The sequence below is a fragment of the Duganella sp. Root198D2 genome (assembly GCF_001428585.1).
In the GTDB taxonomy this organism is placed as follows: domain Bacteria; phylum Pseudomonadota; class Gammaproteobacteria; order Burkholderiales; family Burkholderiaceae_D; genus Rugamonas.
The window spans coordinates 438,983-461,599 of the sequence record NZ_LMIC01000012.1 but is presented as its reverse complement, the minus strand read 5'-3'; the positions used below and the strand labels follow the sequence as shown (position 1 = coordinate 461,599).

Annotated in this window: 18 protein-coding genes and 1 pseudogene; 10 read left to right on the top strand and 9 right to left on the bottom strand. The window is 60.9% G+C overall.

What is annotated here, in order from left to right:
- Nucleotides 1–38: 38 nt before the first annotated feature.
- Nucleotides 39–1,609 (bottom strand): annotated as a pseudogene (locus ASE26_RS14630) (IS3 family transposase).
- Between the two features lie 402 nt (nt 1,610–2,011).
- Here ASE26_RS14630 and ASE26_RS14620 point away from each other — a divergent pair.
- Nucleotides 2,012–2,617, top strand: a complete 606-nt coding sequence (locus tag ASE26_RS14620) for a hypothetical protein (RefSeq protein ID WP_055927183.1) — start codon at nt 2,012–2,014, stop codon at nt 2,615–2,617.
- Nucleotides 2,618–2,627: 10 nt separating this feature from the next.
- On the opposite strand, the gene ASE26_RS14615 is transcribed toward ASE26_RS14620, so the two are convergent.
- Complete coding sequence (locus ASE26_RS14615) at nt 2,628–3,311, bottom strand: Crp/Fnr family transcriptional regulator (protein WP_055927186.1); 684 nt, start codon at nt 3,309–3,311, stop codon at nt 2,628–2,630.
- A 135-nt stretch (nt 3,312–3,446) separates the two neighbouring features.
- Between ASE26_RS14615 and ASE26_RS14610 the strand changes: the two genes are divergently transcribed.
- The 9 genes from ASE26_RS14610 to ASE26_RS14570 all read left to right on the top strand — a co-directional run bounded on the left by ASE26_RS14610 (nt 3,447) and on the right by ASE26_RS14570 (nt 12,594).
- Entirely contained in the window at nt 3,447–5,369 is a 1,923-nt protein-coding gene (locus ASE26_RS14610; RefSeq protein WP_055927189.1) for a long-chain fatty acid--CoA ligase, read from the top strand.
- Between the two features lie 14 nt (nt 5,370–5,383).
- The gene (locus ASE26_RS14605) at nt 5,384–6,196 is read left to right on the top strand and encodes an ABC transporter ATP-binding protein (protein ID WP_057246465.1); all 813 of its coding nucleotides are present in this window, start codon (nt 5,384–5,386) and stop codon (nt 6,194–6,196) included.
- 5 nt (nt 6,197–6,201) lie between these two features.
- Entirely contained in the window at nt 6,202–7,098 is an 897-nt protein-coding gene (locus ASE26_RS14600; protein ID WP_200953779.1) for a branched-chain amino acid ABC transporter permease, read from the top strand.
- Between the two features lie 3 nt (nt 7,099–7,101).
- Nucleotides 7,102–8,160, top strand: a complete 1,059-nt coding sequence (locus tag ASE26_RS14595) for a branched-chain amino acid ABC transporter permease (RefSeq protein WP_055927198.1) — start codon at nt 7,102–7,104, stop codon at nt 8,158–8,160.
- A gap of 29 nt (nt 8,161–8,189) precedes the next feature.
- Nucleotides 8,190–9,494: an ABC transporter substrate-binding protein gene (locus ASE26_RS14590; RefSeq protein WP_055927203.1), complete on the top strand. Its 1,305-nt coding sequence runs from the start codon at nt 8,190–8,192 to the stop codon at nt 9,492–9,494.
- Between the two features lie 7 nt (nt 9,495–9,501).
- Nucleotides 9,502–10,302 (top strand): ABC transporter ATP-binding protein, encoded by an 801-nt coding sequence (locus ASE26_RS14585; RefSeq protein WP_057246464.1) that lies wholly within the window; start codon nt 9,502–9,504, stop codon nt 10,300–10,302.
- A gap of 5 nt (nt 10,303–10,307) precedes the next feature.
- Nucleotides 10,308–10,661, top strand: coding sequence for an MmcQ/YjbR family DNA-binding protein (locus ASE26_RS14580; RefSeq protein WP_057246472.1), 354 nt, complete (start codon nt 10,308–10,310; stop codon nt 10,659–10,661).
- The gene (locus ASE26_RS14575; RefSeq protein WP_057246463.1) at nt 10,661–11,917 is read left to right on the top strand and encodes a phenylacetate--CoA ligase family protein; all 1,257 of its coding nucleotides are present in this window, start codon (nt 10,661–10,663) and stop codon (nt 11,915–11,917) included. Before ASE26_RS14580 ends, ASE26_RS14575 begins: the two co-directional genes overlap by 1 nt.
- 95 nt (nt 11,918–12,012) lie before the next feature.
- Nucleotides 12,013–12,594 (top strand): hypoxanthine-guanine phosphoribosyltransferase, encoded by a 582-nt coding sequence (locus tag ASE26_RS14570; protein ID WP_055927206.1) that lies wholly within the window; start codon nt 12,013–12,015, stop codon nt 12,592–12,594.
- Between the two features lie 2 nt (nt 12,595–12,596).
- Here ASE26_RS14570 and ASE26_RS14565 read toward each other — a convergent pair whose 3' ends face one another.
- The 7 genes from ASE26_RS14565 to ASE26_RS14535 form a co-directional block, all read right to left on the bottom strand.
- On the bottom strand, nt 12,597–14,030 hold the full coding sequence (locus tag ASE26_RS14565; protein WP_055927207.1) for an ATP-binding protein: 1,434 nt from the start codon (nt 14,028–14,030) through the stop codon (nt 12,597–12,599).
- Nucleotides 14,023–14,736, bottom strand: a complete 714-nt coding sequence (locus ASE26_RS14560; RefSeq protein ID WP_055927211.1) for a response regulator — start codon at nt 14,734–14,736, stop codon at nt 14,023–14,025. The genes ASE26_RS14565 and ASE26_RS14560 overlap by 8 nt, the downstream gene beginning before the upstream one ends.
- Nucleotides 14,708–16,036 carry an ABC transporter substrate-binding protein gene (locus ASE26_RS14555; RefSeq protein WP_229208154.1) on the bottom strand — a complete coding sequence of 443 codons (1,329 nt, stop codon included), beginning with the start codon at nt 16,034–16,036 and terminating at the stop codon, nt 14,708–14,710. The genes ASE26_RS14560 and ASE26_RS14555 overlap by 29 nt, the downstream gene beginning before the upstream one ends.
- A gap of 32 nt (nt 16,037–16,068) precedes the next feature.
- Nucleotides 16,069–17,406 (bottom strand): sugar MFS transporter, encoded by a 1,338-nt coding sequence (locus ASE26_RS14550; RefSeq protein ID WP_055927213.1) that lies wholly within the window; start codon nt 17,404–17,406, stop codon nt 16,069–16,071.
- Nucleotides 17,407–17,469: 63 nt separating this feature from the next.
- A complete protein-coding gene (locus ASE26_RS14545; RefSeq protein ID WP_057246462.1) occupies nt 17,470–20,073 on the bottom strand; it encodes a TonB-dependent receptor in 2,604 nt (867 codons plus the stop codon).
- Between the two features lie 90 nt (nt 20,074–20,163).
- Nucleotides 20,164–21,414 (bottom strand): ABC transporter substrate-binding protein, encoded by a 1,251-nt coding sequence (locus ASE26_RS14540; protein ID WP_057246461.1) that lies wholly within the window; start codon nt 21,412–21,414, stop codon nt 20,164–20,166.
- A gap of 238 nt (nt 21,415–21,652) precedes the next feature.
- On the bottom strand, nt 21,653–22,612 hold the full coding sequence (locus ASE26_RS14535) for a nitronate monooxygenase family protein (RefSeq protein ID WP_057246460.1): 960 nt from the start codon (nt 22,610–22,612) through the stop codon (nt 21,653–21,655).
- Nucleotides 22,613–22,617 lie beyond the last annotated feature (5 nt).

Genomic DNA, 22,617 nt, shown 5'->3' with positions numbered 1-22,617 from the left:
CGGAAATTTTCAAGCTAGTTGTCGCCTAATTTGATAATTCAAGCTGCTTGTTTCAGTGTCAGTGGTTCCGCCTCCGTTTCGCTGTTCAGCGTGTTTCCTTTTTCGGGGTTCAGATGCACGATCTCGACCAGCTCCCAGTTGCGTACATCGCCACTCCAGCGGTTGGGATGCAAGGCCTTGGCGGCCTCGTAGACCACGGTCCGCTCGCGCAGCAGCGCGGCATCGAGCCCGGCATGGCGCTGCTCCGGCGTGACGAATCCGATGGCGCTGTGACGGTGTTCGGCGTTGTACCAATGGACGAAGGCACCCACCCATTGGCGCGCGGCCATCAGGTTAGCGAATGGTCGCGCCGGATAGGCCGGACGGTACTTCATCGTCTTGAACAACGCTTCGGAGTAGGGATTGTCATTGCTCACGGCCGGGCGGCTGAACGACGGCATCACGCCCAGCGTCTGCAGCGTGGCCAGCATGGTCGCTCCCTTCATCGGGGCGCCGTTATCCGAATGCAGCACCACCTGCTCGGCCGCGATTCGTTCACGCGTGCAGATGTCGCGCATCACCGCCCCAGCCAGCGTGCTGCACTCGGCGTCATAGACCTGCCAGCCGACGATTTTCCGGCTGAAGATATCCATGAACAGGTACAGATAGAAAAAACTGCCTTTGACCGAGCTTGGCAAGTAGGTGATATCCCAACTGAACAACTGGTTCGGTCCCGTCGCGCTCAGCGCGCGCGGCCTGGCTCTGGGCTTCGATGGTTTTTCGGCGCGCCGGTGCGCCAACTGGCCATTCTGTTTCAGCAGGCGGTAGATGGTCGACTCCGAGGCCAAATACTCGCCGCGATCAGCCAGCCTGGGCACGATTTGGCTGGGCGGCAAATGGCCGAACTCCTTCGAGTTGACGACCGTCAGCAGGCGTTCGCGCTCAAGCTCGCTCAGCGCGTTCACGGGCTTCTGAACCCGTGCCGGCCGACGGTCGCCCACCGCTGCCCGCGCGTCGTCTTGCCAGCGCTGCAGGGTGCGTTCGCTCAGATCGATGGCGGCGCACGCCTGCTCTTGGCGTGCACCGGCAACGACCGCCTCTGCCACCAATGCCATCACGTTCTGGCGCTGCGGGACGGCGGTCATTTTTCCTCGTCCTCCCACAACGCCCGGAACTTTTTTTGCAGCACCAACAGCGCTGCCGCCTCTGCTAATGCCTTGTCCTTGCGTCCCACTTCGCGCTTGAGCTTGGCCAACTCGTCCTTCAAAGTGCGCAGTTCGCGGGCGCTCGGCGGCGCCTCCTTGGCGCCGGCACAAAACGCCGCTTCCCAACTCATTAAATGGTGCTCAAACAGGCCGCGTGCACGGCACCACGCCTGCACCTGCTCGGTGGTCATGCCATGGGTTTCCCGCAAGGCCGAGAGTTGCTCTTGCGCTGTCCAGTCCTGTGGGCGTTTTTCCGTCGCCTGCACCGAGGCCGGTGTCGATATGGATTTTTTCTTCATCCAGGATCTTAACGTATGGTGGCTGAGGTTCAGCTCCTCAGCCACTGACGTGATGCTGCGTGAGCCGCGCGAAAACGCCTTGACCAGTGCCTGTTCGATAAATGCTTCTGTGTGTCTTGCTGTCATTCCTGCCTCGGTGGAGAGAYGTCGATTCCGAGGCGGCAACTGCATTTCGCGGTGCGCCAGACCCTTGGTCAGGTTCCAATCAAACCGATTGAATTACCCGACAAGTAGTCTGACACAGGGGGNGTCGATTCCGAGGCGGCAACTGCATTTCGCGGTGCGCCAGACCCTTGGTCAGGTTCCAATCAAACCGATTGAATTACCCGACAAGTAGTCTGACACAGGGGGAACCTGCCAACAACATGAAAAAGACCAGCGTGAAAATCCGTGTGTTCCAGTTCAATCAGAATTGGGACGTCCCCATGTTTAACGGCACCGGTGAAATGAAGTCGAAGGCGCGTTATATGGACGCCAGCGATGCTCTGCAAAAAGAGTTCTTCATCAAGTAAATCTGGAAAATCGCAAATGAAAAAATTCGCTGCACTTGCCGGGCTGGTCAGCGTTCTCGCCACGGCCCATGCTCAAGAAGAACCCGTGGTCGGGATCTGGCAGAAACTCGCGGTTAGCGACAAGGGTTTCAAGCTGGTGGCGCGGACCAACTATATCTTCACCAACAAGCCGCTTGCTAAGGAAACCGTCTTTTCGGCAATCCGGGTTGCAGACCCGCTGGACGTTATCTGCTGCCTCAAGGTGAAGAACCTGAAACCGCTGAAGCTCCAGGATGTGATCGCCAAATACAGCATGGACGAGGAGTTCGTCTCGCACATGAACAACGTCAAAGGCGCCGAGTTCGTGTACGAAGCCGTCCCGGTGGACAAGGCAGAATGGAATCCTCTGATGACCACTATCATGAGCGGAGAAAAGAACCCGGACGATCACTCGCCATACACGGCGCCGGTCATTTCGGCCAAGCTCGGTGCGGCAGATGAAAAGCTGAAGAAATTGGAGCTTGGCCCGACCAAAGCCAAGCTAAAAATCACCTATCCCAAGAACGACGATAAGGCGATTTATCAATTCACGATCAATAACAAGAAGGTCGTCCTCTCCGAAGAAACCTTTCCGCACGATTGAGCAGCCCGGCTCACGCTTCAAAGCGACGCAAGCCGTCCAGGTCGAGAATGCGGATACCGCCGTAGTCCACGCGCAACAAGCCCTGCTTTTCGAGGACTTGCAGCGCCTGGTTGGCGCGCTGCCGCGAGGAACCCGACAGCAGGCCAACCTCTTCCTGCGAAATCTGCACCAGCCGTTCAATGCCGGGATACAGGTGGGAATTAAATAGTGATGCAAGGCACCGTGCAACGCGCGTGTCCGGGTCCAGCAAGCGCTCGTTTTCCACCATGCCGATGAACTGACCCAAACGTTCGTTGAGCTGCATCAAGAGGAACCTGGTGAAGGGTAGGCTATTCTCGAGCAGGTAGTGGAAAGTGACGGCCGGCATGCGTGCAATGCGGCTGTCACGCAGGGTCATGGCGTCATATCGGCGGCATTCATCTTTGAGTAATGAACCTTCGCCGAACCAGCCTCCGGGCGGTACCCCAGTAAATGTGACGCTTTTTCCGTTTGGCGAAAAATTATTCATTTTCACCATGCCCGAAATAATGCCGATCCAATTATCGACAATTTCGCCTTTATGGCAAACGAAGCCTCCTTTGGGAATGAATTCCTCGTAGCAGGTCGCCTCTACCCGCGCTAATTGCTCCTCGGTGAGCACTGGCGCCCAGGTGGAACTGCGTATGGCTTCGATCAGGCTGGGTTCATTTTTCATTGTTGTTGCGTCGCACCATCAAAAGTCGACGAATTGTCTTTGAAATGACAACTTTGCGACATAGCTCACGCTAATATCATCACACAAAAAGCGCACTACTACTAAAAAGCGCAGCTAATAATCCAAGGAGACACCGTGCAGGATAATCTGACGACCTTCCCTCGCAGGCTGCTTCAGCATGGCAAGGAGCGGCCGCATAAGCCTGCGTTCCGCGAAAAAGACCTGGGCATCTGGCAAACCTGGGACTGGCAGCAGGTCAATGCCGAAGTGCGCGCGCTGGCATGCGGGCTGGCCGCGATCGGCTTCCAGCGCGGCATGAACCTCGCCATCATTGGCGACAACCGGCCGCGCCTGTATTGGTCGATGCTGGCGGCGCAATGCCTGGGCGGTGTGCCGGTGCCGATGTACCAGGATGCTCCGGCAGCCGACCTGGCCTTTGTGCTGGAGAACGCCGAGATCCAATACGCCATCGTGGAGGACCAGGAGCAGGTCGACAAGTTGCTTGACCTGTGCGAGCAATGCCCGGGTATCGCGCACATCGCTTACGAAGACGAGCGCGGCATGCGCAATTACACGCACCAGCAGTTGATGTCCTACGCTCGCCTGCAGGAATTGGGACGCGAGTACGACAAGGCGCATCCAGCTTTTTACGAAGCATCGATCGCCAAAGGCAAAGAGAACGACAACGCGATCATCCTCTACACCTCAGGCACCACCGGCAAACCGAAGGGCGTGTGCCAGACGCATAAAGCTTTGCTGTCGGCGGCCACTGGCGGCATCGGCTTCGACAAGCTGACAGATTCGGAAAACGTGCTGTCCTACCTGCCGATGGCTTGGGTGGGCGATTGCCTGTTCTCCTTTGCGCAAGCGCTGACAGCTGGCTTTACCGTCAATTGCCCGGAATCTTCCGATACCGTCACCACCGACTTGCGCGAGATCGGCCCCTCGTACTACTTCGCCCCGCCGCGCATCTTCGAAAACATGCTGACGCAAGTGATGATCCGCATGGAAGACGCGGGCACCATCAAGCGCAAGATGTTCCATCACTTCATGGAGGTGGCGCGCCGGGTGGGCTCCGATATCCTGGACGGCAAGCCGGTGCCGCTGGGCGAGCGTATCAGTTACGCCATCGGCAATGTGCTGGTGTATGGGCCGCTGCGCAATGTGCTGGGGATGTCGCGCACCCGTGTTGCCTACACGGCGGGGGCTGCAATCGGGCCCGACCTGTTCCGCTTCTACCGCTCCATTGGCGTCAACCTGAAACAGTTCTACGGTTCGACCGAAACCTGCGCCTACATCTGCCTGCAACCGGATGGCGAAATCAAATTCGATTCGGTCGGCAAGCCGGCACCGGGGGTGGAAGTGAAACTGGCGCCCACCGGCGAAGTGCTGGTCAAGTCGCCAACGCTGATGCACTGCTATTACAAGCGCCCCGACGCAACAGCTGAAGCAATCGACGCCGAAGGCTACTTCCACACCGGCGATGCCGGCATCTTCGACAGCGACGGCCACCTGCGCATCATCGACCGCGCGGCCGACGTGGGCAAGATGAGCAACGGCGCCATCTTCGCGCCGAACTACATCGAAAACAAACTCAAGTTCTTCCCCTTCATCAAGGAAGCCGTGGCCTTCGGCCATGAGCGCGACAGGGTAACCGCCTTCATCAACATCGACATGGAGGCTGTGGGCAACTGGGCCGAGCGGCGCGGCATTGCCTACTCCGGCTACACCGACCTGGCCGCGCACGAACAGACTTACGCGCTGGTCAGGGAATGCGTGGAAAAGGTCAACGCCGACCTGGCTCAGGAGGCGTTAATGGCGGACACCCAGGTCCACCGGTTCTTAGTGCTGCACAAGGAGCTCGACCCTGACGATGATGAACTGACCCGTACCCGCAAGGTGCGCCGCAAGTTCATCGCCGAGAAATATGCTGTGCTGATCGAGGCACTGTACGGCGGCAAGGCTTCGCAATACATCGAAACCCAGGTCAAGTTCGAGGATGGCCGCACCGGTATGGTGGCGGCTGACCTGCGGATCATGGACCTCAAGGCAGCATAAGCGAGAAAGCCACCATGCAAATGAATGAACCGGAAGCCATCACGGCTGGCCGCAAGATCGGCGACGTGATCCTGGACCTGCGCAATATCTCGCTGTCGTTCGGCGGCGTTAAAGCACTGACCAACATCTCCTTCGATGTGCGCGAGCACGAAATCCGCGCCATCATCGGACCGAACGGCGCGGGCAAAAGCTCGATGCTGAACGTGATCAACGGCGTGTACCGCCCGCAGCAGGGCGAGATCATGTATCGCGGCCAGCAACGCAAGAATATGGATTGCTACGCGGCGGCCAAGTCGGGCATCGCGCGCACCTTCCAGAACATTGCGCTGTTCAAGGGCATGACGGTGCTGGACAACATCATGACTGGCCGTAACCTCAGGATGAAATCCAACTTCCTGCTGCAGGCGCTGTACTGGGGTCCGGCGCGGCGCGAAGAGATCGAACATCGCCGCAAATGCGAAGAGGTGATCGACTTCCTCGAGATCCAGCATATCCGCAAGACGCCTGTCGGCCGCCTGCCATATGGCCTGCAGAAACGCGTGGAACTGGGCCGGGCCCTGGCCGCCGAGCCGAAAATCCTGCTGCTGGACGAACCCATGGCCGGCATGAACGTGGAAGAGAAGCAGGACATGTGCCGCTTCATCCTCGACGTGAACGAACAATTCGGCACCACCATCGTGCTGATCGAGCACGATATGGGCGTGGTGATGGATATCTCGGACCGCGTAGTGGTGCTGGATTACGGCAAGAAGATCGGCGACGGCACGCCGGATGAAGTCCGCACCAACCAGGACGTGATCGACGCTTACCTCGGAGTGGCCCACTGATGGATATCAATTTCTTTGCCGAGGTCCTGATCGGCGGCTTGTTGTCCGGCGTGATGTATGCGCTGGTGGCGATTGGCTTCGTGCTGATCTACAAGGCCTCCGGCGTATTCAACTTTGCGCAAGGCGCAATGGTCTTCTTCGCGGCACTGACCTGCGTAGGCTTCATGGACAAATTCGGGCTCTCGCTGTGGCTGGCGATACCGGCTACAGTCCTGGCGATGATCGTCCTCGGCCTGGCCATCGAGCGCGTCGTATTGCGGCCCCTGGTCAACCAGCCCGAAATCACGCTGTTCATGGCCACCATCGGCCTGGCCTTCTTCATCGAGGGCTTGGCGCAACTTATCTGGGGCTCGCAGGTGCACAAGCTGGATATCCCGATCGAGGACGTGCCGAGCGAGTACCTGATGGAGAAATTCAACATCATCGTTTCCAAGTTCGACCTGACGGCGGCGGCAATTTGCGGCGTGATGGTGGCCCTGCTGGCGGTGATGTTCGCCAAGACCAAAGTTGGCCGCGCCCTGCGTGCAGTTGCGGACGACCACCAGGCCGCGCAGGCAGTCGGCATTCCGCTGCAGCGCATCTGGGGCATCCTGTGGGCGGTGGCGGGCATGGTGGCACTGGTGGCCGGCCTGCTGTGGGGCGCACGCAATGGGGTGCAGTTCGCGCTGACCTTCATCGCACTGAAAGCGCTGCCGGTGCTGATCCTGGGCGGCTTCACCTCCGTTCCAGGCGCGATTGTCGGCGGCCTGATTATCGGTGCCTCGGAAAAGCTGGCGGAAGTGTATATCGGCCCGCATGTGGGCGGCGGTATCGAAGGCTGGTTCCCTTATGTGCTGGCCCTGCTGTTCCTGCTGGTGCGCCCGGAAGGGCTGTTCGGCGAAAAAATCATCCGGAGGATTTAAGCGATGTTCTACCGCGAAGCAGGACAATTCAAAACCAGCTACGAGGCAGACGGCCAGATCCTGCCAATCCGCCAGGACCGTATCGCGCTGTTCACCACCTTGGCCGTCGCGCTGCTGGTGCTGCCGCTGGTGTCGTCGCCTTATATGTTGTCGGCCATCTTCATCCCCTTCCTGATTTTCGCGCTGGCGGCACTTGGCCTGAATATCCTCACCGGTTACGCGGGCCAGCTGTCGCTCGGCACCGCCGCCTTCATGGCGGTCGGTGCGTTCGGCGCATATAACTTCATGCTGCGCGTTCCCGGCATTCCGGTGCTGGTGGCATTCGTGCTGGGCGGCCTGTGCGCTGCAATGGTCGGCATTGCCTTCGGCCTGCCTTCGCTGCGCATCCGCGGCTTCTACCTTGCCGCGTCCACCCTGGCGACGCAGTTCTTCGTGGTGTGGTGCCTGACCAAGATCGGCTGGCTGACGAATTACAGCTCCTCCGGCGTGATCACAGCGCAGAAAATGGAAATCTTCGGCTACGCCTTCGATACGCCGGAACGCAAATACCTGTTGGTGTTGATGGTGGTGGCGATCATGGCCCTGCTGGCCAAGAACATGATCCGCTCCAATGTGGGCCGCTCCTGGATGGCTGTGCGCGACATGGATGTGGCGGCGGAAGTGATCGGCATCCGCCTGATGCGCACCAAACTGCTGGCGTTCGCGGTGAGCTCCTTCTACTGCGGTGTGGCCGGCGCGTTGTACGCCTTCGCCTACCTCGGCACCGTGGAACCGGAAGCCTACAACCTGGACCTGTCCTTCCGCATCCTGTTCATGATCATTATCGGCGGCGTCGGTTCCGTGCTGGGCTCTTTCCTCGGTTCGGCCTTCATCGTGCTGCTGCCTGTATTCCTCAACATCGTTGCTCACGGCCTGGCGCTGCCGACCACCGTGGCATCGAACCTGGAGCTGATGGTGTTCGGCGCCCTGATCATTTTCTTCCTGATCGTGGAACCCCACGGCTTGGCGCGTTTGTGGCAAATCGGTAAAGAGAAACTCCGCCTGTGGCCTTTCCCGCACTGAGCGGCAACTATAAAACCTGGAGACATTACATGAAATCGTTCGTACTTGGCATTGCCGCAGCAAGCAGCATCGTCGCCGGCAGCGCATGGGCACAACCAGCGGAACAATTCGTCGCCCTGCCCTCCTATCGCGTCGGTCCCTATGCGGCGGGCGGCTCCGGCTTTTACGGCGGCATCATCGACTACTTCAACCTGGTCAATGCCAACGGCGGCGTGAATGGCGTGAAAATCAGCTGGGAAGAATGCGAGACCGAATACAACCCTTCGCGCGGCGTCGAATGCTATGAAAGGCTGAAAACCAAGAATGGCGGCGCAACCGTGGTCGAACCGCTGTCGACCGGCATTGCCTACGGCATCCTGGACCGCATCCCGCAGGACAAGATCCCGATGACAACCCTGGGCTACGGCCGCTCCGACGCAGCCAACGGCAAGGTCTTCCCGTATGTCTTCCCGCTGATCTCCAACTATTGGAGCCAAGCCGCAGCGATGGTGAAATACCTCGGAGAGAAGAGCGGCGGCATGGACAAGCTGAAAGGCAAGAAGATCGTGCACCTGTACCACGATTCCGCCTTCGGCAAGGAGCCCCTGCCCGTCTTGGAAGCGATGTCCGCGCAATACGGCTTTGAACTGGTCAAGATCCCGGTCGCGCCACCTGGCAGCGAGCAGCAGTCGCAATGGCTGCAGATCCGGCAGGCAAAGCCCGATTACGTGATCCTGTGGGGCTGGGGCGTGATGAACTCCGTCGCCATCAAGACCGCGCAGCGCAATGGCTTCCCGCGCGAGAAGATGCTGGGCGTCTGGTGGGCCGGCTCTGAAGAAGACACCGTGCCTTCCGGCGATGCCGCAAAAGGCTACACCTCGATGACCTTCAACACCCCTGGCAACTACCCGCTGCTGGATGAACTGCGCAAGAAGGTGTATGCCGGCGGCAAAGGCAACCTGGCCGACCAGGGCCGCATCGGTTCGGTCTATCACATGCGCGGCCTGACCGCTGGCGTGATGTACGTGGAAGCGATGCGCGCCGCGCAGGATAAATTCGGCAAGGGCAAGGCTGTCAATGGCGAGCAACTGCGCTGGGGCTTCGAAAACCTGAACATCGATGAAACACGCCAGAAAGCCCTAGGCGTCTACAACATGTTCCCTACTGTGAAGACCTCCTGCGAAGACCATGAGGGCTCTGGCGCCGTGAAAGTCCAGCAATGGGACGGCAAGGCCTGGAAGGCTGTCACGCCGAACTGGGTGGTGGGCGACAAAGTCCTGCTGCGCAAACTGGTGGATGAATCGTCCGGCAAGTACGCCGCTGAAAAGAAAATCACGCCTGCCTGCATGAAGTGAGCCGCTTATGAGCTACCTGTCGGTAAATAACATCGAGGTCATTTACGACCACGTGATCCTGGTGCTGAAAGGCGTGTCGCTGCAGGTCCCCCAGGGCAAGATCGTTGCCCTGCTGGGCGCCAACGGCGCCGGCAAGTCCACCACGCTGAAGACCATCTCGACCTTGCTGCGCGGCGAGCGCGGCGACGTCACCAAGGGCGAGGTGCAATTCAAGGGGGAGCGCATCGACCAGCTGACGCCCAATGAACTGGTCAAGCGCGGGCTGTCGCAGGTGATGGAAGGCCGTCATTGCTTCGGCCACCTGACCATCGAGGAGAATTTGCTGACAGGGGCTTATACGCGCAGCGCATCGCGTGGCGAGATGAAGGAATCGCTGGACAAGGTCTACCACTACTTCCCACGCCTGCGCGAACGCCGCAACAGCCAGGCCGGGTACACCTCGGGTGGCGAGCAGCAGATGTGCGCCATCGGCCGCGCGCTGATGGCCAGGCCTTCCATGATCCTGCTGGATGAACCTTCGATGGGCATCGCGCCACAGATCGTGGAAGAGATCTTTGGCATCGTCAAAGACCTGAATGCAAAAGAGAACGTGTCTTTCCTGCTGGCGGAGCAGAACACCAACGTGGCGCTGCGCTACGCGGATTTTGGCTACATCCTGGAGAACGGCCGGGTGGTGATGGAAGGCGAGGCCAGCGAGCTGGCCAACAACGAAGACGTGAAGGAGTTCTATCTCGGCATGTCCGGTGCCGGTCGCAAGAGCTTCCGCGACATGAAATTTTATCGCCGGCGCAAGCGCTGGTTAGCTTGATCAATATGAATCTGACTAAAGCCAAAGAGTTCTGCCGCACCCTGCCCGGCACCACCGAAGACATCAAATGGGAGTGCAACCTCGTGTTTTCGGTCGGCGAGAAAATGTTCGCCGCCATGGATGCCAAAGACAAGGCAAAGGCCATCAGCTTCAAAGTGGACGACGACCGCTTCCTGGAATTGACAGACCGCGAAGGCATCATCCCCGCGCCTTACCTGGCGCGCGCCAGGTGGGTGATGGTGGAAGACTTGTCCAAACTGCCGGATGCGGAAGCGAAAGCGCTGCTCAAGCGCTCACACGAGCTGGTGTTCGCAAAATTGACCAAGAAACTGCAACGCGAGATTGAAGGAGCGGCATGATGGCCGAAACCCTGGACAGCCTCGAGACGCGCCCGCACGCCGAGCGTGAACGCGATCTGATGGAGCGCCTGCCTCTGTTGATAGCGCAAGCGCAAGCGGCACCTGGCTGGGCGCGCATCCTGTCCGGCATCGATGCCTCACGCATCGACAGCCGCGACGCGCTGGCGCAACTTCCGGTCACACGCAAGTCCGACTTGAAGTCTTTGCAGGCGCAGCAGCGTCCCTTCGGGGGCCTGAACAGCACCCCGTCCGGCCAGCTGGGTCGCATTTTCATGTCCCCCGGGCCGATTTTCGACCCGGAAGGCCGCTCGATCGACTGGTGGCGCTTCTCGCGCCCGATGTTCGCCACCGGCGTTCGACCCGGCTGCCTGGTGCAGAACTGCTTCTCTTACCACTTCACGCCGGCCGCCTTCATGGTGGAAGGCGGTGCGGCACGCATCGGCTGCACGGTGATCCCGGCCGGCGCCGGCCAGACCGAATTGCAGGTGCAGGCAATGGCGGAACTGCGGCCGGATACCTATATCGGCACGCCCTCCTTCCTGAAAATCATCATCGAGAAGGCCGCCGAGATGGGCGCCGACATCAGCAGCGTGAAGCGCGCCATGACGGGCGCCGAGGCGCTGCCTGAATCGCTGCGCCAGTGGTTCGCGGCTCATGGCGTGCCGGAAGTGATTTCAACCTACGCCTCCGCCGACATCGGCAGCATCGCTTACGAGACACGCAGCAACGGCAAGCTCAATCCCGGCATGGTACTCGACGAAGATGTGCTGCTGGAGATCGTGCGTCCCGGCTCCGGCGAACCTGTAGCGCCAGGCGAAGTGGGCGAGGTGGTCATCACCCTTTTCAACCCCGACTATCCGCTGGTGCGCTTTGCCACCGGCGACTTGTCCGCAGTGCTGACCGACGCCGCACCGTCGGCATGCGGCCGCACCAATACCCGCATCAAGGGCTGGCTGGGACGCGCCGACCAGACCACCAAGGTGCGCGCCATGTTCGTCCACCCATCGCAGGTGCACGAAATCGCGCGCCGCCATCCCGGCATGGGCAAGGCGCGCCTGGTCGTTTCCGGCAAAATCGCCGATGAAATCATGACGCTGCATTGCGAAACCGACGATCCCGCGCTGGCGGCGCAAGCCACCGAAATCGTTGCCACCATCCGCGACATCACCAAGCTGCGCGGCGAAGTATGCTTCGCGCCGCGCGGCAGTTTGCCAAATGACGGCAAGATCATCGACGATGTGCGCGATTACAGTTGAGATACCGAAGCGTGTGGCGTAAATCCAACTGTTCCTAGGGCGGGCGGCGGAATGGCGGGATAATTGAGCCATTCTTGACCTGCCTCAGAAACATCATGCAAGATTTTCACCACAACCGCGCACGCGCCCTGCTGCAGAACGCAGAAGAGCTTTTCGACAAGGAAACGGTACAGGTGGCGGTCAGCCGCATGGCCGACACCCTGAACGACCGCTTCGGCGATCCTTCCAAACAGGAATTCCCGCTGGTGCTGGGGGTAATGGGTGGCGCCGTGGTCTTCACCGGCAACATCCTGCCGCAACTGACCTTCCCGCTCGAATTCGACTACATCCACGTCAGCCGCTACGGCGACGAAGACCAGGGCGGCAAGGTAGTGTGGAAGGTCGTTCCGCGCCCGACCGTCTCCGGCCGCACCGTGATCGTACTGGATGACATCCTCGACGAAGGGGAGACTTTGGCGCATGTCAAAGAGCGCCTGCTCGAAATGGGCGCCAAGGAAGTCATCATCGTCGTCTTCTGCGACAAGGATATCGGCAAGACCAAGCCGGTGAAGGCCGACCTGGTCGGCATCACGATTCCCAACCGCTTTGTGGTCGGCTTTGGCATGGATGCTTACGGCTACTGGCGCAACCTGCCGGGCCTGTGGGCGATCAATCCGGCCGACCTGAGCAAAGGCTGAGCTCAGGCCGGCAGCCGGATCACAGCATTCAGGCCGCCGTCGGGGTGATTGGCCAGCACCAGCTGGCCGCCATGGCCATCCACGATTCCCTTGGCGATGCCCAGGCCAAGCCCCATGCCCGTGTCGTTGCGCTCACGGCCATGGGACAAGCGCACATAAGGCTCCAGCAGGCTTGGTATCGCTTCTTCCGGAACGCCGGGGCCGTGGTCGCGTACCGCGATTTCCGTCCATCCCTCCATTGAATGCACGCTGATTTGCGCGCGCTCGCCGTAAAACAAGGCGTTGTCCAGCAAGTTGCCGATGGCACGCTTGAGCGCCAGGGGCTTGCCATGCACGGCAATGCCGCTTTCTTCGTATGCCACGTTGTGACCCGCCAGTTGTGCGCTGCGGACCAGGCGACGAATTAGCGGGTCCAGTTTCACTTCGGTCGGGTTTTCGTGGATATCGCTGTCTTTCACGCATTGCAGCGCGCCTTTGACCATCATGTCCAGTTCATCCAGGTCTTCCTCGAACTCGCCGCGCAGGGCATCGTCGTCAAGCAGTTCGGCGCGCAGTTTAAGGCGGGTGATCGGCGTGCGCAGGTCATGCGAAATGGAAATGAACAGGCGTTCGCGGTCCTTGATGTATTTGGCGATACGCTCGCGCATGGCGCCGAAAACGCGCGCCGTGTTGACGAACTCACGGCTGCCCGATTCGGGCAAGGCTGGCGCATGTTCGTCCTTGCCAAATGCCTCGGCGGCATCCGATAGCGCCGCCAGCGGGCGCGTGATCGAGCGCACGACCAGGAAGGAGAGCAGCAGCAGCACGGCCAGCGATACGCCCTGCACCACCAGTTTGTCCGGCGACAGGGGGTCGTTGCTGTTCAGGAAATAGGGATTTGGCATCAACGTCGCGAGGTAGAGCCAATTGCCCGGCTCAAGTTCGGTCTGGATCACCAGGATCGGCGCCGGATCGGGCTTGAGCAGCAGGATATGGCGCACCCACGCTTCCGGCAGCTCGCCAACGCGTACTCCGTCCGGCGACACTGCCAGTTGCTCGGGCCAGGCGAAGTCCAGCCGCAGGCGATTATCCCCTGCCAGGTCCTTGCGCAGCGTGGTCTCCAGCGTTCCGAGCGCAGTCTGCGTCAGCGCGGTCTGCGCAATTTTCTGCACCTCGACCTCATCACGATTCAGCGCAACGTAGAAGCGCGTGCCGCCCATTTCGCGGAACTGCTGGATCAACAGGCTGCGGTAGCTTGGCGGCAGGCTGCGGAAGAAACGGATCGAGGCGGCGGCGCCCTGGCCCAGGTATTGCGCGGCCGATTTGACGTCCGCCTGGGTCTTGTCGCGCAGCTGCAAGGTCCACAGCGCACTCACGGCCACCTGCGTCAGGAGCAGCCCCGCCACCATCACCAGCGACAGGCGTGCCAGCAGCGATTGCGGCCAAAGCCTAAGCATGCGTGACCGCCACTGTGGCGGAAAACACGTAGCCAGCGCCGCGGACAGTCTTGATCAGCATCGGTTGCTTGCCATCGTCGTTAAGGCGCAGCCGCAGGCGGCTGATCTGCACGTCCAGTGAGCGATCTAACGGCCCCGAATCGCGGCCGCGCGTCTCCTCGCACAGCACGCTGCGGTCCAGCACCGTGCCGGGATGTTCGACAAAGTATTTAAGGAGCTGGAAATCGAGCCCGGTCAACGCCAGCGGCACGCCATCGCCATCGACCACCGTGCGTTCCGCCAGGTCCAGCGTGAAGCCGTTGAAGTGGTAAGCGCGCACTGTCGGCGCCGGGTCGGCCCCGGCGCGGCGCAGGATCGCCTTGATGCGCGCCAGCAGTTCGCGCGGGCTATACGGCTTGGCGATGTAATCGTCAGCGCCCAGCTCCAGCCCCACCACGCGGTCGGTTTCGTCGGAGCTGGCGGTCAGCATGATGATCGGCAGGTTGGAGCGCTGGCGCACGATGCGGCACAACGCGAAGCCGTCGGTATCCGGCAGCATCACATCGAGGATCACCAGCGACAGCTGGTCCGCATGCGCGTGCAGCTCTGCCAGGAAACTCTCGCCGTTGTGGGCGAGGATCACCTCGTACTGGTTCTTCTCCAGGTACGTCTTGAGCAGCAGCCGGGTTTTTTGGTCGTCATCGACGATCAGTATCTTGCGTGGCATGTTGGCTTCCTTGCTGTTTGTGGGTGCGCAGATTCAGGGTGCGCAGGAGGCTGGCCAGGCGGCGCTGCGTTTCCGCCGCCGTCACCCCGTCATCCATATAGAAGCGATGCAGCTCGGCGATGATGGCGTCGCGGCTCTCTTCGTCAGCCGCCATGCGGTGCACCAGGCTTGGAGCTTGCGCTGCCGCGCCCCGCGCGAAACTGCGCCACGAGGAGCGCGCGCAGCTATCCATGGCGGCAGGACTGGCGTCGCGGCGAACCGGGACCGAACCCTTGGCGCTGCTGTATTGCTGCTGCGCGAGCGGAGACATCACAGCCTTCGCCAGCTTTTCCTGCGCAGCCTGGTGGGCGTAGTCGTTGACGAACATGGCCAGCGTGTCCACGCTGTAGAGATGGTAATTGTCGGTGCCGGGCAGCGGGACGCAGGAGAAATCCGTGTCGATGGCCTGTCCCAACTCATTCAGTTCGGCCTTGGCCCAGTCGCCCATCACGAACATCGCCGCCTCGCCGCGCGAGAAGCGTTTTACCGCCTCGGTCCATGGCTGTTCCTCGCCGGGGCTGAGCATCCATCCCTTCATGGCGCGCAGCCGCTGCAAGGCTTGCGCCAGGCGCGGATCGGCAGCCGCCTGCGGGCTTTGCCGCACAAACAGCTCGCGATAATATTCAGGCCCGCCGGTCGCCAGCAGCAGGTTTTCGAACAAGGTGGCCACCTGCCACGGTTCGCTGCTCTGTACCAGCGGGGCGATTCCCGCGGTGCGCAGCTGGCGTGCGGCTTTTTCGAATTCGGGCCACGTCGCAGGCGGCGCCAAATTGAGGCGTTCGAACAGCTTGCGGTTGTAGAACAGGGTATTAATGCGGTGAATGCCCAGCGGCGCCGCGACCACATGGCCGCGATGCCGGACCAGGTCGCGCACGGTGGGGAAAAGCGCTTTGTTCCAGTTGCCTGTGCTGGCGACACCATCCAGTTCGAGCAGCAGGCCAAGTTCCGCCCATTCACCGATGGAAACGCCGATGATCTGCGTGGCGTCCGGCGCATCGCCTGCCAGGACCCGGCTGCGCAGGACCTTGCCGGCGCCCAGGCCTGCACCGCCCGGAATCGCAGCATCCTGCCAGGTAATGCCTTCATCCCCCAGCCGCGCCGCCAGCACATTGGCGGCATGGCGCTCCCCGGCCGACGTCCACCAGTGCAGCACCTGCAAGGATGGTGCTGCCGCCTGGACGGGCAAAGACATCAGCATCAGGGGAAGTGCGAGCAGGCGCGCCAGGCGCGCAATCTGCAAACGCCGGTGGGACTTGGGCACCTACTACTCCAGCAGATAACGATCCGGCAATTCTATCTCCATGAAGTCATTTTGTGTCCTTTTACCGCATAGAACAGGATCAGCGCATAGCACGGCAGCAGCATCCAGTATGCCGACTGCGATCCGGAGACGTCGGACAGGTACCCGTACAGCATTGGCAGCAGCGCGCCGCCGGCAATCCCCATGATCAGCAAGGCCGAACCGCTGGCCGTGTAGCGCCCCAGGCCGTCCAGCGCCAGCGGCCAGATCGCCGGCCATACGAGGGCGTTGGCGAAACCCAGCATGGCGAGGAACATCACCGTATCCGGCACCGCCGGCACGCCGAACGCGCCAAGCATCGCTTGCGACAAACCGCTGCCGCTCGCCGAGCCCTCGATCACGCCAAAGGAGAACACGATGCCGCACAAGGCCGACAGCAATAGCGCCTGTTTCTGCGACAGCCAGCGCGGAATCGCCACGATGCCGACGATATAGCCCGCCACCATGAAGCCCATGGTGTAGGAAGTCAGGATGCCGAATTTCTCCACATGCAGGTTGTGACCGTACAGGCCGATGGTGTCGCCCGCGATCACTTCCACGCCCACGTAGACAAACAGCGCCAGCGCCCCCAGCACCAGCTGCGGGAATTGCAGCACACCCCAGCGCGAAGTGCCCTCATCGCTGCCGGCCTTCTGCTCCGGGATCTCGCTTAGCGGCGCAAAACGCACGATCAGCGCCATTGCCAGCAGGCCGGCAGCCATCAGGCCGTATGGCAGCACCAGGCGTTGCGCGAGCTGGCTGCGCAGCAAAGCACCATCAACGGCACTCATGGCGGCCAGCGTCGCATCAGAGTATTTGCCAAAATCGGACAGCATCATGCCGCTGAACGCCAGCGGCACCAGTACGCCGGCAGTCTTGTTGAACAAGCCCATGATGCTGATGCGGGTCGCCGCACTCTCGCGCGCCCCAATGCAGACGATGTAGGGATTGATTGCCGTCTGCATCAAGGTCATGCCGCTGGCCAGCGTGAATAGCGCCAGCAGGAACAGCGGGTAGGACGCAGCGCGCGCCGCAGGAATGAACAGCACCGCGCCGAACGCCATCACGGCCAGCCCGATCGACATGCCGGCACGATAGCCGGTGCGCCGCAGCACCGCGGCAGAAGGCAATGCCATCAGGGTATAAGCGATATAGAAGGCGAAAGTGACCCACAGCGACTGGAAATTGTTCAGGTCGCAGGCGATCTTGAGGAAGGGGATGAGCGAACCATTCAGCCAGGTAGCGCAGCCAAGAATGAAAAACATCAGGCCAATGAAAGTCATGGCCACCGCCACGCTGGCGCCGGGCACGGCCTGGGCGCCGGCCATCTCGAGAGTCTGTTCTTTGTGCATGTGAATCCGAAGGGCGAAGATGAAGAAGCGCCCTCCCGGCCGGGAGGGGCGCGTTGCGGCAAATCAGAACTTGCCGCGCAGGCCGACGCTGTAACGCGCGCCGTTTTCATACACACCAACCGGCAAGCCGTCGGTGGTGTTGGTGCGGATCAGCTCATTGCCGATGTTGACGGCGCTGGCAAAGATGCTCAACTGCGGCGTGATATCCCAATTGGCGGTGGCGTCCCACTGGCCGTAAGCGCTGGTCACGTCCTGGCCACCCTGGTCCAGGCCACCATAGGACTTGGAGCGATAGTTGTACGACAGGCGCACGCTGTAGCTGTTCTTCTCGTAGAACACGCTGGCATTCATCTGGTTTTTCGAGTTGCCGATCACGTTCAGCTTGCGGCCGCCTGCCACCGCGCCGGTCTTGGCATCGGTGTAGGTGAAATTGACCACCGTGCCGAAGCCGCTGCTGCCAAACGCTTGCTGCCACTGGATTTCCAGGCCGTTCACCTTGGCGCCATTGTCGGCGTTATGCGGACGGGTTACGGGGCGCTGCACGCCGGCCACATTCTCCATTGCAGTCGAGGTATAGATGAAAGTATCGAGCTGTTTTGAGAAAGCGGTGGCCGACAGCAGCGAGGCATCGGCAAAGTACCATTCGGCACCGAGCTCGAACTGGTTGGCGTGGTATGGCTTGAGCAGCGGATTGCCCGCGGTCGCGGCATTGGTGGTGCCGCTCACCTCGGTACTGGCACTCAGGTCGCTGAAAGTGTTGCGGGCCATGACGCGCGAGGCGGCCGCACGCAGCAGCAGGTCCTTGCGGAAGTCGTACACCACGTTGATGTTCGGCAGTGCGTCCGTGTAGCTGCGGCCTACGCTGCCCAGCACGTAGTTGCCGGTGCCATCCAGGTCCTGGTAAGCATCCGAGGCCTGCTTGGTGCGCACCAGGCGCACGCCGAAGTCGCCGCGCCATTTATCGAAGGCGTAATCGGCACGGACATAAGCCGCCGAAATTTTCTCCTGGATGCGGTAATACTCGCCCTTCGCCTCCTTGTAGACCATGCCTTTGTCGTACATGGCGAAGCCCTTGCTGGCCGCAAGCCCGTCATCCACCCAGGCAAACTGGGTCAGCGAGCCTGCGGTCGCGGCTTCCTGGCTGATCATCGGCGACGGACCGCTCGACAGGTCGGCCAGGGTATAGGGAATCCAGCCGACGCTGCCCGGGCCGACGCTGCCGATGGTGCGGCGGTTCTGCACCTTGTTGTCGCGGTACTTCAGGCCAACCTTGACCGACTTGATATAGGGATTTTCCAGGTCGAACGTCAGGTCGGCCTGGCCGTAGTTTTCCTTGCTTTCCATGCGGCGGATCCAGTCGCGCGCGCTCTGCAGCGTCAGCTTGGTCGGATCGAGGGGGCTCATGTCGAGGTATTTCACCTCGTAAGTATCCGGCGCGATGTTGATAGTGGCGCGCGTATTCCCGGTGAACCAGAAATTGCGGTCATGCTTGCTGCCGCCGGAACCGGAAGTCGTACCGGCCTGCGCATGCAGCTTCCAGTTGTCGCCGTCGTAGCTGCCCTCCAGGTCCAGCACTTTCGACTTCACATAGGCTTCGCGGTAGATCGGCTCGAACGACACGCCATTCACCGGACCTACGGTGCCGCCCACCACCGACTTGCCGCCGTCGGAGTTGTTGATAAAACGCGGGTTGTCCACACGGATATTGTTGTTCGCGTCCGCCAGGCCGCCAATCTGCCACAGGTAATTCTGGTTGCTGTTATCCATCTTCATATCGGAATTGAGGTAATTCAGCGATATGTCGGATTGCGGGGTCGGGCGCAGCTGCAGGGTGATGTTGCCGGTGGTGCGCTGGCGATCCTGGCGGAAGATCGGCGTGCCGCCGCCCCAGGATGCATAGGCATTCGGCGTCACAACGCCATTCTGGTCGACGATGTTGTACTTGGTGGCGTCGGTAAAGTTCTCCAGGCCGTCGCGGCGCATGGTGCGCTCCTGGCGGCTCAGGGCCACCAGCACGCCGAAGGTCTTCGCTTCATTGACCCAGTTCACCAGCCCGGAAAACTGCGGGTCGGTTTTTTTCGGCAAATCACTGTAGGTTGCTTCCGCCGAAACCTGCGCAGTAAACGGCTTCTTGAATTGCAGCGGCTTGCGGGTACGGACGATCACCAGGCCGCCGATGCTGCCTTCATCCAGGTCGGCCGAAGGGCTCTTGAATACATCCAGGCTGCCGACCAGCTCGGACGGCAGGATGTCGTAGTTGAAGCCGCGGCTTTGCGCGTCGTTCTTCCACCAGTAGGCGGAAGCCACCGACTGGCCGTTCAACTGCGTCATGTTCAGGTTCTTATCGGTACCGCGCACGAAAATGTCGCGCCCTTCGCCCCAGGTGCGGTCGACCGAAATGCCGGGGATGCGCTGCAGGGAATCGGCCACGTTCTTGTCCGGGAATTTACCCAGGTCCTCCGCCGTAACGGAATCCACCACATTCAGCGCGTCGCGCTTCTCGGCCAGGTTGCGCTTCAGGGTTTCGCGAATGCCGCGAACCTCCACCGATTGCAGGGCCTCATTGCCGTCTGCAGTCTGCGCCTGCACGTTATGCAGTGCCAGCGTGCCGAACATCAGCGCGATCAACTGCGGTAGTTTCTTCCTTCCTAGCGGTGCTCCGTTCATTTCTTTTTCCTTATCGTCTCTAAAGCGCTGCAAAAAATTCCCCGGCATACTCCCCATGCCGGGGCCAACACACTGCTTGGGGGAGTGTGATCATTCCTGCTGTGGCAAATACCACTTTGCAAAACCGTTCTGTATGCGGGCCGCCGCCTCGCGCGCGCCCAGCTTTCCGTTCAAGACCTGTGCATTCACCGACCACAGCTCGCTCTCCATATTGGGCAAGCCGCGGTTCATGATCAGCGCATTGAGGCGAAAGTTCGAATCGCAGGTCGTGCGCCAGGCCGCCATCTGCTTGGCCAGCGGGTCGCGCACGGCGATCAGGTGGTTCGACAGCGTAAAAAAGCCGATGACGCGATTGGTGTACAGGTCCGCAAACTCCTGGGAGCCGAGCCAGGCCAGGAACTTGTAGGCGTCGGCCTTGTTGCGCGACTTGCGGTTGATGCCGATGCCGATGTCCATGTGGTCGGAAATCTGGCAGCGGTCGCCCGCCTGCTGTACCGGCGGCGCGAAAACGCCCAGTTCAAGCTCCGGGAACTGGTTGAAATACGAAATGTCCCAGGAGCCTGCCGGGTAGATCGCGGCGCCGCCCTGTGCAAACAGCAGCTGGGCATCGCGGTAAGTCTGCACCGGGGCCGATTTGGGCAGGTATGCGGCAAGGCGTGCTTCGAACTCGAAAGCGGCTACGAAAGGCGCATCGGTGAACTTGGCCTTACCGGCTATCAGCGCACGCCGGCCCTGCTCCCCGCGCCAATAATTCGGCCCGATATTGGTAAACACGGTCTGGCTGGACAACCATTCATCGGCCGTGCCCAGCGCCAGCGGCGCGTACTGGCTCTTGCGAACCGCATCCAGCACCCCGAAAAATTCCGCTTCCGTCGCAGGCGGCTGCAAGCCAAGCTTGCGGAAGATCTTCTTGTTGTACAGGAAGCCATGGATCACTGAGGCGACCGGCAGGCAGAAAATCTCCTTGCCATCATCGGTCTGCCACGCAACCAGCGAGCCGGGCGCGAAGTTTTCCATGCCGGCCTTGCCGTTCAGCTTTTCAAGGTAGCCGCGGCGGTACAACAGCAGCGAAGTATCGAAAGGGCGGCAGGCCAGCATATCGCCTGCAGTGCCGTTGCCCAGGCGCGCGGCCAGGCTGGTGTCGTATTCGGTGGGAGCGGTAGGCGAGAACTTTACCGAGATGCCGGGGTGCTTGCGTTCGAACGCCGGCAGCAGCACGATTTCCCATAAGGCCTTGTCGTCAACCCGCCAGCTCTCCAGCACCAGCGTACCGGCGCGTGCGGCGCTGGTGCAGGTCAGCGCCAGGATGAATGCAGCTCGCAGGATACGACTGGTTGGCACGGCGGATTCTCCACGGGGTGTTGTCGATCAGTAAATTCATGCTAACACCGTGAAAAATGTGACACCAGCGACACCCTCGCGTGTGCTGCGGGATCGCAAATCGTTGATTCTTATGAGGATTTTGCAGAAGGACTGCGGCGGCGCTTACAAAACTTTACAGAGCAGCGGCCGCAGCCCGATGATTACGTAAAGGCCCTGGCATGAGCACTTACAAAACATTACGAAACGCGCGCATTTATTACGTGCGAAGCTGAAGGCGGGCGCGCGCAGCGTTGTATTCCGTCTTCAGTCGCTCCACCAGTTCGGCCGTCGTCGGCACATCGTGCATCAAGCCGACGCCCTGGCCAGCACCCCAGATATCGCGCCAGGCCTTGGCCGTGCCGCTGTTGAAGCTCATTTTCGTTTTGTCCGATTCCGGCAGGTTCTCCGGATCGAGGCCGGCCGACACGATGGATTTCTTCAGGTAGTTGCCATGCACGCCGGTGAACAGGTTGGTATAGACCACGTCCGCCGCCGACGATTCGATGATGGCCTCGCGGTAGTCTTGCGTGACGTTGGATTCCTGCGTGGCCAGGAAGCGCGAACCGATATAGGCAAAGTCGGCGCCCATCGCCTGCGCCGCCAGCACCGCATCGCCGGTAGCGATCGAGCCAGACAGCGCCAGCGGTCCGTCGAAGAAGCGCCGCACCTCCCCCACCAGCGCAAAGGGCGACAATGTGCCGGCATGGCCGCCCGCGCCGCTGGCAACCAGGATCAGGCCATCGACGCCCGCTTCCAGCGCCTTTTGCGCATGGCGGATATTGACCACGTCATGCAGTACGATGCCGCCGTAGCTGTGGATAGCATCCAACATTTCCACAGGCGGCGCGCGCAGCGAGGAAATGATGATTGGCACCTTGTGGCGCACGCACACGTCCACGTCGTGCTCCAGCCGCTCATTCGAATGGTGGACGATCTGGTTGACCGCAATCGGGCCAACGCGCACGCCTGGATTCTCGGCCTGGTGGACGGCAAGCTCCTTCTGCAGGTCGGTCAGCCAGGTATCGAGCAGCTCCTTCGGCCGCGCGTTCAGCGCCGGAAAGGAACCGACAATACCCGCCTTGCACTGGGCTGCCACCAGCGCGGGGCCGCTGGCGATGAACATCGGCGAAGCAATGACCGGAAGCGTCAGATTCTGCAATACGGCGGGTAGTGTCATGGCCC